General features: G+C 30.5%; 11 protein-coding genes. 6 read left to right on the top strand and 5 right to left on the bottom strand.

The annotated features are described in order from the left end of the window. The first annotated feature begins 394 nt into the window (after positions 1-394). From LGK95_RS10795 to LGK95_RS10785, 3 genes are all read left to right on the top strand, one after another. Entirely contained in the window at positions 395-1,387 is a 993-nt protein-coding gene (locus tag LGK95_RS10795) for an alpha/beta fold hydrolase (RefSeq protein WP_226124794.1), read from the top strand. Between the two features lie 87 nt (positions 1,388-1,474). Continuing rightward, positions 1,475-1,906 (top strand): hypothetical protein, encoded by a 432-nt coding sequence (locus LGK95_RS10790; protein ID WP_226124793.1) that lies wholly within the window; start codon positions 1,475-1,477, stop codon positions 1,904-1,906. A 362-nt stretch (positions 1,907-2,268) separates the two neighbouring features. Further along, the gene (locus tag LGK95_RS10785; RefSeq protein ID WP_226124792.1) at positions 2,269-2,910 is read left to right on the top strand and encodes a CPBP family intramembrane glutamic endopeptidase; all 642 of its coding nucleotides are present in this window, start codon (positions 2,269-2,271) and stop codon (positions 2,908-2,910) included. A gap of 179 nt (positions 2,911-3,089) precedes the next feature. On the opposite strand, the gene LGK95_RS10780 is transcribed toward LGK95_RS10785, so the two are convergent. Beyond that, the gene (locus LGK95_RS10780; protein WP_226124791.1) at positions 3,090-3,665 is read right to left on the bottom strand and encodes a recombinase family protein; all 576 of its coding nucleotides are present in this window, start codon (positions 3,663-3,665) and stop codon (positions 3,090-3,092) included. Positions 3,666-4,088: 423 nt separating this feature from the next. Here LGK95_RS10780 and LGK95_RS10775 point away from each other — a divergent pair, with 423 nt between their 5' ends. Further along, the gene (locus LGK95_RS10775; RefSeq protein ID WP_226124790.1) at positions 4,089-5,807 is read left to right on the top strand and encodes a methyl-accepting chemotaxis protein; all 1,719 of its coding nucleotides are present in this window, start codon (positions 4,089-4,091) and stop codon (positions 5,805-5,807) included. Between the two features lie 157 nt (positions 5,808-5,964). Further along, a complete protein-coding gene (locus tag LGK95_RS10770; RefSeq protein ID WP_226124789.1) occupies positions 5,965-6,219 on the top strand; it encodes a hypothetical protein in 255 nt (84 codons plus the stop codon). A gap of 117 nt (positions 6,220-6,336) precedes the next feature. Here LGK95_RS10770 and LGK95_RS10765 read toward each other — a convergent pair whose 3' ends face one another. The 4 genes from LGK95_RS10765 to LGK95_RS10750 form a co-directional block, all read right to left on the bottom strand. Next, a complete protein-coding gene (locus LGK95_RS10765; RefSeq protein WP_226124788.1) occupies positions 6,337-6,837 on the bottom strand; it encodes an acyl-CoA thioesterase in 501 nt (166 codons plus the stop codon). A gap of 248 nt (positions 6,838-7,085) precedes the next feature. Next, the gene (locus LGK95_RS10760) at positions 7,086-9,017 is read right to left on the bottom strand and encodes an NAD(P)/FAD-dependent oxidoreductase (protein ID WP_226124787.1); all 1,932 of its coding nucleotides are present in this window, start codon (positions 9,015-9,017) and stop codon (positions 7,086-7,088) included. Positions 9,018-9,095: 78 nt separating this feature from the next. Further along, positions 9,096-9,602 carry a nuclear transport factor 2 family protein gene (locus tag LGK95_RS10755; RefSeq protein WP_226124786.1) on the bottom strand — a complete coding sequence of 169 codons (507 nt, stop codon included), beginning with the start codon at positions 9,600-9,602 and terminating at the stop codon, positions 9,096-9,098. Positions 9,603-9,806: 204 nt separating this feature from the next. Beyond that, positions 9,807-10,691, bottom strand: coding sequence for a radical SAM protein (locus LGK95_RS10750; protein ID WP_226124785.1), 885 nt, complete (start codon positions 10,689-10,691; stop codon positions 9,807-9,809). 411 nt (positions 10,692-11,102) lie between these two features. On the opposite strand from LGK95_RS10750, the gene LGK95_RS10745 reads away from it, so the two are divergent. Then, entirely contained in the window at positions 11,103-11,789 is a 687-nt protein-coding gene (locus LGK95_RS10745; RefSeq protein WP_226124784.1) for a Crp/Fnr family transcriptional regulator, read from the top strand. Positions 11,790-11,940: the final 151 nt, after the last annotated feature.

Here is an 11,940-nt window from a genome sequence, read left to right as displayed (position 1 = left end):
TTTTTTGAAGATTTACATGATAAAATTATAAAAAAAATTGTATTAAGCCACAATGTTGATTGCTTCGATTTTTATTAGAAAAGCTATAATATAGTTAAATGTCGTGAAAAGTAAATTTCATGACATTTTTTAATATCATTGATTAGTATAGTAAAAGATAAATTTAGTTATACAATTCGATACGTTATGTTAAATTAATATTAACTATTATAATTAAAATCAATGGTTTATTTAACAATAGATCACGTAGTCTCCATGATGTTTATATATTGATATTAGGTTATATTTTGTGTAGATTTTGAATAACAATAAGTAAAATATTGTATAAATGATTAATAAGATAAAAGGATTAGAGCCGAATTTAGTGTCACAAGGAGAAAAGGAGAATTGAATTATGAAAAATAAGTCAAAGAGGTTAATTTATATTGAAGAATATGTATTAATTAATGGTATCAACCAATATTTGTTTCATTCTGGTACTAAATATGATAATCAAGTATTGTTATTTTTACATGGTGGCCCTGGCAGTGCTGAATCACTATTTGCACATGTTTTTCAACAAAAATGGGAAGATATTTTTACCGTAGTTCATTGGGACCAACGTGGCTCTGGAAAAACTCTTACTAACAATCCAGATAAATATCCTACAATTGATTTGATGCTAAAGGATCTGTTCGAAATTATTCAATACTTAAAGAAAAAATATAATAAACAAAAAATAATTATACTTGGTCATTCTTGGGGGAGTGTTTTAGGAAGCACGTTTATAAAGAAATATCCTGATGAAGTAGCTTATTATATTGGGGTTGGACAAGTTATTAGTATGATTGAAAATGAGCGTGTTGGCTACGAAAAAGTTAAGGAATTGATTTTACAGTCTAACGATAAAAAATCTCTAAAAAAACTTCAAGTTTTAGGTGATTATCCTGGAGATAAATTTGATAGTGAATTTATGAAAAAATGCGGGAAAATACGCAGACTTCAAGGAAAATATAATTTAGCTATGAAGATAGGTCTCTCCATGATCATAGCTGCTCTTAAAAGTCCTATTTTTAAGTTGTCAGATATTTTAGCACTAATAAAAGGGCCTAAAGTAAACGAAGAAATACTAGAATTTTTATTTCCTTTTGATTTGAATGCTGAATCAGGTGAATATAAAGTACCAATTTATTATATTTTAGGCGGAAATGACTGGCAAACACCCTATGTTATTGCACAAGAATACTTTAGTAGAATTAATGCTCCACATAAAAATTTATATTTAATACCTAATGCTGGACATATGACAATGATGGATCAGCCTCAATTATTTTTTGATGTATTATTAGAAATTAACAATAAAGAGATATATGACTATGAAATATGTTCCAATACCAGTAAAAAATAAAAATAGTTAATACGGGGTAAAATGCCATATATGAAAAATAAAATTTTAGTGTGAATTTAAAGGAATTAAAGATTTTGTGCCTTGCTTGTGGTGTATGAAAAACTCGACAGTTATATATGGATTAAGACAAGAAAACATCTGAAAATTCTACACAACAACAAACCATTTAAATGGATTTACAGAAAGTATTTCAAAGCGGATTATACAGGAGTTAGTAAAGATAAATGGATACTAACAGACCCTCATGATAAAAAGACCCAGCTATTCAAAATGAACTGGATACCAATAGTGAGGCATGCTGTAGTGAAATATAGGAATAGCCCTGATGATGATAGTTTAGTAGATTATTTTGAAAAAAGAGATAAGAAAGATTTCATAAAGGATAATGTTTCGAGCATAAGGAAGTTAGCAAAACTCAGTAATTACAAATGTAGAGTATGTAAACAATCATTAGTTGGAGAAGAGTCTTTAAATATTAACCATATTGTACCTGCTAAATTAGGCGGTGATGAACGATGACAACTTGGAATTGTTGCATAAAAGTTGTCAGCGATATCATCGTATACTACTTGAGAAATATGGAGGAGGAAGAGATTTATCCAAAATTGTCACTCACTTCAAGAATAATCAAGTAGAACTTAACAGCAAAGAAGGATACGAGTTGATTAAGAAGGCATTTAAGAAGTTTAAATACCAACTTGTTTGAGGTAAAAAGAAGGCTTGAGCCGTATGTGTGGAAACACACAAGTACGGTTTTTAGAGGGGAAAGGAGCCGTAAGGCTCCCTACCTACTCGACAATGTATCCTAAAAATACGATTTATTCAACATTGTAAAATATGACGAAGTAAAGATTATAAATAATGTGAAAAGGAGTATTTAAATGAAAAAAAGAAATGAATTATCAAAAACTTATATTCCAATTGCAATTTTTGGATTTCTATGCTTAACAAGTATAGGTTTGACTAATGTTGCTGGATTAACTATTCTTTTTTCAATATTGTATTTATTTATTGAAAACAAAAGGAACAAAGGGGAAATGGAAGACATCGGTTTTATTCCAAAAAACATTTTATCTGATATAAAAAAATATTGGTGGTTAATTTTGATTCCTGTTGTTTCGGGTATTGTATCAATTAGTTTGTCTAAACTTGTGTTGCCAGAGTTCTATTTGCATGTTTTAGAACGCACAAAACCGATGTTATCATTTGATAAATTGTTTTTACTGATACCTCAATTATTGATTTTACCATTTGGTGAGGAAATAGCATTTAGAGGGTTTTTCCAGACTAAGCTTTGCAATATTACAAAACCAATTTGGGCTATCATCATTACTTCATTATTTTTTGCCATAGGACATTTTTCGGCTGGCTCCATTTCAGTTATTATTTATGATTTATTTTTTATTTTTATAGATAGTATTATTTACGGCATGATTTATCAAAAGACTAAGAATATTTACTCTTGCACTATTTCACATTTTTTAGCAAATGTCATTGGGATAGCTATTCTTTTACTTATTTGATTAAACATACAGAGTATGAGAAAAGAAAGTAACACAACTATAATTGTGTTACTTTCACATTGGGTCTATTGGCTATTCCTTAAAAATTTTATTTTGAATGTAACATAATGAGTTGACACTTTACTTTGAATGTACTATAAATGATGTCCTAAATATCAAATGCTTGCAGCAGCTCCGCATTAATTGCTCTCTTTATATTGATTAATTAATTTATAGAATGTAGTTTTCTTTAATTCCAATATTTTCATAACATCAACCGCTTTTATAGTGTTGTCCTTATACATCTTGTAATACTTATCCCATAGCTTCGGTACTTCAATAGACTTACGTCCTTTATATTTCCCTGCTGTTACTGCAACTGCTATGCCTTCCATCTGTCTATCCTTTAGGTAGTCCCGTTCAAGTTGTGCAACCGCTCCAAATACTGTAAGCATAAATACTCCCGTAGGTGTTGTAGTATCTATGGCTTCCTTTAATGATATAAAAATAACTCCCTTACTATTTAATTGTTCTACAAGTTCCAACAAATCTTTAGTGTTACGAGCAAACCTACTTATACTATCTACTATGAGCTTATCACCGTTCTTTAATGATGCCATTAGATTAGTTAACACTGGTCTATCTGTTACGTTCTTACCACTTACTTTCTCTATATAAACACACTCCATCGGTATGCTATATTCTTTAGCCTTTATTTCTTGCCTAATAGTATTTTGTTCCTTTGAACTTAGCCTTATATAAAAGTATGTTTGCATCTAATCACCTCTATATACTTATTATATTGAATCGTTCGTTTAAAGTACATATATTACATGAACGGTTTATGTGTATATTTACCACCACGATATAATGCCACTTTCAAGGCTATTAGTTCGCGTTCGTCTACGGTATACTCTATCCGAAACTACTTTATGCATTGTAAGCCTACTCGTTCACACATAAGTTCACGTTTTGTCCAGTATAAGTTCGCTTTATGGGACAAATATAAAAATAAGTATACAGTTGTATAAATTTATGTAAAGAAAATAGTAATTTGACCGATGATAATATATATAACTATTTTTATTTAACAATTGCATAAATTGTTTAGCATAGATCTGTTTCATGTGAGGCTCATACATTCACGTTTGAAAGATGATAAATGACTATAATTTTGAAAAGGGAAGGGAAGCGGTAAAATGAAGTTTTTTGTAAATTTGAGTGTAAAGAAAAAACTTGTATCAGTATTTTCAGTAATTTGTATTTTCATGATTTTAATAGGAGTGGAGGGTATATTAAGTTCAGCAAAGATAAATGAGGGTTCTAAGACTATATATAGTAATTATTTAACATCCATTAAAGACTTAGAGGAAATTAAAGGAAATATCAATGAAGTTAGCGCTAATATGACTACAATTGCTTTTCAAATTGATAAAGCAAATTTAGATGAGCAGATAAAAAGCATAAATGATTTAACCAATAAAGATATAAAATTGGATAAGGAATATGACAGTCTACCTTCTACATCAAAAGAAGAGGACAAAGCTTATGCTGATTTTAAGAGTGATTTATTAAAATATACTGAGGGAACAACGAAGGTAATTGAACTTGTGAAAGCTAATAACTATGCGGATGCAGTTAAGATTTATAATACAGATGTGTTAACAATAAGAAGTTCTATGGCCGAAAAATTAGACGAATGTATTACTGTTAATAGTCAATCAGCGAAGCAGGCAAATTCAGATAATATAGCTCAATTTAAAAATGCAAGGAATACAATAATACTATACACAGTTATAGCATTTTTGATTATAATCTTTATGGGTTACATATTAGGTAAAAATATAATGTACCCATTAAATAAAATAAAAGATTTAGCAGGGCGATTATCAAGTTATAATTTTTCTGAAATAATGACCATTACAAGAAAAGATGAATTTGGACAAACAGGAATTGCGTTAAATACTGCGCAAGAGAATGTTAAAGAGTTAATAAAAGAAATATTGTTCAATTCTTCTGATATGAGTGCCTCCTCCGAAGAACTTTCAGCTACCGTTGAGGAAATAACCTCTAAAATAGAAATCATAGACAGTTCAACAGAGGAAATAAATAAAGCTGTTCAAGAAGCTAGTGCTACATCAGAGGAAATAACCGCATCTGTTGAGGAGGTTAATTCAAGCATGGAAGAACTATCTTCTAAGGCTATGGAAGGTAGCGGTAATGCTACACAAATTAAAGAAAAAGCTGAAGAAGTTAGGACAGCGGCTAATAAAGCATTGGAACAAAGTGAAAGTATTTATAAAGAAAAAGAAAAAAGAATATTAAAAGCTATAGAAGATGGAAAGGTTGTAGATGAAATTAAAGTTATGGCGGATGGAATTGCGGCAATTGCATCACAAACTAATTTGCTAGCATTAAATGCAGCCATTGAAGCAGCGAGGGCAGGAGAGCATGGAAAAGGATTTGCAGTAGTTGCAGATGAAGTAAGAAAACTTGCAGAACAATCATCAGAAACTGTTAACACCATTCAAAGTACCATAGTTAAAGTTCAAGATGCATTTAAAAATTTATCTGGAAACAGCAATGATATACTTAAATTCGTTATAGAAGATATTAAACCTGTATTAGAACAGTATGTTGCATCAGGAAAGCAATATGGTGAGGACGGAGAATTTATAAGCGCTATGTCAGAAGAAATAGCAGCTATGTCAGAAGAAGTGGAAGCTACAGTAAATGAAGTTAGTATGGCAGCTCAAACTTTAGCACAAAATTCACAGCTTTCTGCAGAACATACAGGAGATATTCAAATTAATATTGATGAAACTTCAAAAGCTATGGTGCAAGTAGCACAAACATCACAAATTCAGGCAGAGCTTGCACAAAAACTTAATGAATTGGTACAGAAGTTTAAGATTTAAGGAAAAGGCATACTTTTATTATAAAAAGTATAGATACACCAGTTTATTCCTTATATAATAGTAGGTAAACCCCCTTACCTATTCCATTATTGGATATAATTTTTACTATTAATATAATTGGTTAATATGATATTATTAAAATAATGAGGTGAGTGCATTGGACAATGAAATAGAAGCTATGTTAGTTAAAATATTAGAAGGACAGTCAAGAATTGAAATAGAATTAAGAAAGCATTCTATAAAAATTGGAACTATGGAAGAAAATATAAAAAGAATTGCAGGGCTTCAAAACGCCTATAAAGATCAGAATGAAATTTTATTTGATAATACTGATTCAATGATTGTAAAAAAAACAGATTTATTATCAATCATTATAGATCATTGTAAAAAGCGCTTTCAAAAACGTATATGATTCAATGATGTCATGTAAGCAAGACAAAAGTCATTCATTCAAGATAACTAATCTTATGATGTATGACTTTTGTCCTATTTATAATCCAAATGATACAAATACACATTAAACATTCAGTTAATTATTAACTTGCTTATCTGTCATATTATCTGTTTTTTGCTTCCTTTTCGATTTATACCATTCATATCTTTTTTTACCCTCATCGAAGGCAGTTATTTCTTCAGGGGTATTTAAAATAAGTTCCGGTACTAAATTGGTTTTTCCTTTTTTATCTAGAGATACCATCGTAAAAAATGCAGTTAATGCTTTTTTTCGATCATAACAATCTAAATCTTCAACTTCAACAGTTACGACTATTTCCATAGATGATTTGCCTGCGTAAGCAACCTGTGCAGTACAAATAACTAAATCACCAATAAATATAGGTAAATGAAATTCTAACTCATCAACTCGAGCTGTAACAACATTTGTATGAGCAAATCTTCTAGCTACAGCATATGCTGCTAAATCCATTAACTTCATGATTTCTCCACCATGGATATTCCCTGCAACATTAGCTTGATTAGGTAGCATTACTTCACTAATAATTAATTTTGATTCTGATACAAGTCTTTTCATATTTTTAGCTCCTTCTTTATAATCGTCGAAATAAAATTAGCTCCTAGTATCCACACCTTAGATGATATTATTGAAATTAGAAATTTTTTTTAGATGTTTTCTATTTTATAGTTGAAACATTTTCAACAGAAATAAAGAAGTTTATATTTAGGGGTCTATTTTCCGTTCCATTACTACAGACCCCGTTCATTAATATTTCATTTATAGGTTAATTCCCAACTTTGCTCCTTCATAAATATTTATACTTATTAAATCTTCATTGCAATCTTTGTAGTCTCATATATTCCTATCTTAGCATCGCCTGCCTTTTTAGCATCTCCAATAGAATATACTTCATTACATATTTCCTCTGAAACCTGTAATAATGGATTAAAGCTTCTAGAGCCAATTGAAAGTACAATAGCATCAAACCCTGACAGTGTTCCTTGTTCCTCTTTATGTTCATATTTTATTCCATCAGAAACAAATTCCAATACTTTGGATTCTGGATAAAATTTGACATTGCTATCATTTAATCGTGATAAAAGATATTTTCTTGGAGTTTTCCCAAGTAAAGGAGCCATTTCTTTAATCATATCTACAATTGTTACATCATTATTATACAGACTTAAAAATTCTGCTGTCTCACATCCAACAAGTCCTGCACCGATTACTAATACCTTTTGATTTCCAATGATTTTATCACCCTTTAATATATCATTAGCCTTAAATACATTATCTCCATCAATTCCTTTAATTGGTGGAATAATAGGTGTTGAGCCAGTTGCCAGAATAATAGTATCAACATTATATGCTTCTAAAAATTCCTTTGTTGCTTCTATTCCATACTTGATTTTTGCACCATATTTATTGCATAGAGTTTCATATGTGTGAATGGTTCTTGCTAAATCTTGCTTCATTGGTGGAATACTTGCTAATTTCAACTGTCCACCAGCATATTTCTCTTTTTCTATTACAGTAACATCATGTCCTCTTTTAGCAAGAATCCATGCGGCTTGTAGTCCTGTTGGACCTGCCCCTACTACGACTACTTTTTTAGTTTTTTCTGCTTTTTTAATCTTCCAATTTCCTTCTTTTCCACTGAAAGGATTAATCATACAAGAAACGCCTACTTCGCCTTCTTCGCACTTTGAGCCACCAAAACATCTTTGCATACATGCCGAGCAATAAAAAATTTCATCTAATCTATTTTCTTTAATTTTATTAGGAAATTCCGAATCACAAATTGATTGACGTCCAATTGCAACAAAATCTGCTGCCCCAGAAAGAATTATGCTTTCTGCAATTGCTGGATCATTAATTCTTCCAACGCATATTACTGGAATATTAATACTAGCTTTAATTTTTTCTGAATTTATACTATTAAATCCTGGTTGAACATAATTAGGTAATATAATAGTTCCTGAAACAATTGTTCCAATAGATACGTGAATTGCATCTGCTCCAGCTTTTTCTAATACTATTGCTTGTGCTGCAGAATCAATGATAGTATTCCCATTTTCTATATCTTCAACTCCACTAATTCTCACAGTTACCGGATAATCTTCTCCACATTTATTCTTAATATCCTTAATTATTTCACAAGCAAATCTAGCCCGAGCGGTAGTGGAACCACCAAATTCATCAATACGTTTATTAGTTGATTTTGATAAAAATTGTGCTACAAGATAACCATGTGCTCCATGAATTTCAACTCCATCAAAGCCAGCCTTTTTAGCTCTTACTGCAGCATCCCCGAATTTTCCAACTAGCGTCCAAACTTCATCTGTAGTTAATTCGTGAACTGGTTGTAATTTGTTTTCGGCAGGAATACTAGATGCACCTACTGATATTTGGTTTGTTGCTTTAAAATCACTTTGAATTCCTGCATGATGGATTTGAGCAAAACAAACTGCCCCATTGTCATGAATTCTTTTTGTAAGCTCTGTTAAATTAGGTATAAATGAATCATCATATATTCCTACTTGAGTTTCATCTGCTAATCCTTCTTTGCTAACACATAAAAATTCTGTAATAACTAAGCCAAAACCACCCTTAGCTCTTGCAGCAAAGTAATTAAAAGATTGCTCTGAAAAAAGATGTTCTTTAGTCGCTGAGCCACTATGCATTGGTGGAACTACTAAACGATTTTTAATTTCAAGTTTTCCTATTTTCATTGGTTCAAAAAGTTTATCAAACATAATACTCTCCTTCTTTCTGTTACTTATTCCAAATATTTAATTATCGATTTAAAATCTGTTAATAACGAACTTATACTTCTACCAAGTTTCCTTTTTAAATGGATGTTTAACCCACCCTTCACTCCAAGGTGCTGACTGATCAATTGAACCAGTAAGTTCTTCAAAATACCACTTTCCATCAACCTTTACAAACTTGTCCTTATATTTTCCAGAAAGAATATAAGCTTCACTTTTATTTTTATCCTCTGGAGTCACCATAGTTAATAGACAAATTAATTTAAATTTTCCCACTGCACTTAAACCATCTGGAGCAATATCAATTACAGGAGCTAAAATATTGTGCTGCCCCCATATAATATCTCTAGCTAAATTATTAGTGTGTTGTCTTATTCCATCCCTGCCTTTTGCAGTACCGCCTACGCCTGTTATACTCCAAAGACTATCAGTAATAAATAACTCCGCAACCTTATCTCCATCGTACCCTTCATCAAGACATAATGCATAAGTATACTTAAGTTTTTTAATAGCCTCCAAATCTTCTAATTGATTAAGACGTTGTTCAACTTCTAATTTTTGATTGTTCATAGTTTTTTTCCTCCCAATTAATTACTTACTGAATTCCATAAGCATTGATTCACATAACTTTTTTAAACATTAAACCTTTATATTTTCCTTTTCCTTAGTATAAAAACATTTATGATACATTTATGATACTAAGATTTTTCTTATATGAATACCTCTTATGAGGGATAACAAAAAATAATTGTATATATTAACCTCATACCAAAATTAAATTACATTTATGCTGTCACGGAGATGCCTTAAAGCTAACTCATCTTCTTTTGTAAAATTATTTATTACTTCTTCAAGCATTTCTGTAATTGCACCTTTATCTCTAGGAAGTTCTCCACTGAACTGTATAGGGTTTGATACGCTTCGTCCATCAACAATGATGCTTTTTTTCAAATTCTTAATAAGAGTCAACATCTCCTGTATGCGTTCCTGTTCGGTGGACTCTGTAAAACGACCAGCTATGACATCTTTGTACATATCTGAATCCTCAAAAATAGTTACGGTAGTCAGATAAAGAAATGTAGGGTTAAGTTGATTGAATACATTTGCAGTCTTAATTGCATTTTCCTCACCTTTCCCCTGCCCTGCAAGTCCGCCAAGATAGATAACTATATAAGATATACCTGCTGCCTCAAGCTTGGTACATTCTTGTATGATTTCATCTGATGTGTAACCCTTGTTGACACTCTTCAGAACATCATCATCGCCACTTTCTACTCCAATGACAAGATCATTGATTCCAATAGCTCTTAACACTTTTAACTCTTCCACGCTCTTGTTTTTGATACTCGTAATTCTTGCGTACATCCCAATATTGGCTTTAGGCAGATATTCCTTAATCTTGCTTCCAATCTCCTGTAATTTTGACACACTCAGACTAAACGGGTCTCCACCAACCGCAAAAACTCGCTTTGCCTTATTATTTTTCCTACTTACTTGTTTTAAATCTCTTTCAATTTGCGACATTGGTGCAATTTTAAATTTTGTGCCTCGGTAAAACGTACAAAATCTGCATTGATTATGAGTGCATCCTACTGTAACTTCGAGTAGAACGCTATTTGCTTCATGAGGTGGTCTTACAACTGGACCTGAATATTTCATAAAATTCTCCTTTCTTTCCTATTATTGTTCCTTCTATTTAAACCAACCTTCACTCCATGGTGATGATTGATCAATTGAACCATTTATTCACATCTGTCTTTTAGTATTAAGTATTTATATTTTTCTTATCCTATAAGCATTTATATTAAACTAATCATACTAATATTTTTCTTACATGAATACCTCTTATGAGGGATAACAAAAAATATGCTCACTACACTTAGTTATTATTTTTACAATCACATTTATAAATATTACACTCTCCTATTACTTGGAAGACAATTTAGAATTAACTTATTGATGCTTAATATTAATTATGTTACACTGAAAACTAATAATAATTGTATATATTAACCTCATTTTAGTTTAATATATATTGCATGTTTGTTAATCTATTGAAAGGAATACTTTATGAATAATACAATTATACCCAGTTTTTATTTTTCAAATAAATTTTTTCATTATAAAGATATAATACAAAAATATGATGTACAAAAAGTTAAGTTTCCTAAAGATTCTCTACTTACAAACTATGGAAAAATAAATAACACCGCATATTATATAAATAGTGGAATACTACTTCTTTCATTAGCTCATGAAAAAGGTGGCGAAAAATCACTTGCTTTATTTGGTCCTGGATCAATATTTCCAATTGGGTTAACTAATCATAAATATAAAATGGATTTTGAAATAATTCTTAGAGCTTTCTCTGATTTAGATGTTTATAAATTTTCATACCTAACATTGCGTAAAATGGCTTGTGATAATCATAATTTGGCTATAGATTTATTGGAAGAAGATTGTGATTTTACAAGTTATTTATTTCATGATTCAGTAAGTCAAGCCTTTGATCCTTGTATAACAAGACTATGTGATGTGCTTTATCTTTATTTAGTCAGTACCCATATAGAAAATAATATTATCAAAATATCTCAAAATTTCCTATCTAATATTGTAGGGGCATCAAGAGCACAAATTGAGCGAGCTTTAAAAGAATTAAGGGATGAAAAAGTTTTAGAAACTTCTCGTAATAAAATTATTATACTTAATTTAGAAAATCTATTGGAGTATTGTTCTGATAATGTGCGAAATTTTTAACCGAATGTAAAAAAATAACCATATAGAGATTTAAAATATGAAACCTTTTCAAATGTCTACAAACTAAAATAACCCACGACAATACTTATATAAATATTGTCGTGGGTTTATTTAACTAATTATGTTGTATGCTTTTTTATTAATTATTTAA

This window comes from Clostridium algoriphilum, from assembly GCF_020443705.1.
GTDB classification, from domain to species: domain Bacteria; phylum Bacillota; class Clostridia; order Clostridiales; family Clostridiaceae; genus Clostridium_AD; species Clostridium_AD algoriphilum.
Note: the sequence above shows the minus strand (reverse complement) of the source record. Positions and strands in the feature narration are given on the sequence as shown.

What these genes read in the sequence shown, in the direction of transcription:
- LGK95_RS10755 (WP_226124786.1), bottom strand. Translation starts at nt 9,602, where the DNA reads ATGAACAATCAAAAATTAGAAGTTGAACAACGTCTTAATCAATTAGAA.
- LGK95_RS10795 (WP_226124794.1), top strand. Translation starts at nt 395, where the DNA reads ATGAAAAATAAGTCAAAGAGGTTAATTTATATTGAAGAATATGTATTA.
- LGK95_RS10785 (WP_226124792.1), top strand. Translation starts at nt 2,269, where the DNA reads ATGAAAAAAAGAAATGAATTATCAAAAACTTATATTCCAATTGCAATT.
- LGK95_RS10765 (WP_226124788.1), bottom strand. Translation starts at nt 6,837, where the DNA reads ATGAAAAGACTTGTATCAGAATCAAAATTAATTATTAGTGAAGTAATG.
- LGK95_RS10750 (WP_226124785.1), bottom strand. Translation starts at nt 10,691, where the DNA reads ATGAAATATTCAGGTCCAGTTGTAAGACCACCTCATGAAGCAAATAGC.
- LGK95_RS10775 (WP_226124790.1), top strand. Translation starts at nt 4,089, where the DNA reads ATGAAGTTTTTTGTAAATTTGAGTGTAAAGAAAAAACTTGTATCAGTA.
- LGK95_RS10760 (WP_226124787.1), bottom strand. Translation starts at nt 9,017, where the DNA reads ATGTTTGATAAACTTTTTGAACCAATGAAAATAGGAAAACTTGAAATT.
- LGK95_RS10745 (WP_226124784.1), top strand. Translation starts at nt 11,103, where the DNA reads ATGAATAATACAATTATACCCAGTTTTTATTTTTCAAATAAATTTTTT.
- LGK95_RS10780 (WP_226124791.1), bottom strand. Translation starts at nt 3,665, where the DNA reads ATGCAAACATACTTTTATATAAGGCTAAGTTCAAAGGAACAAAATACT.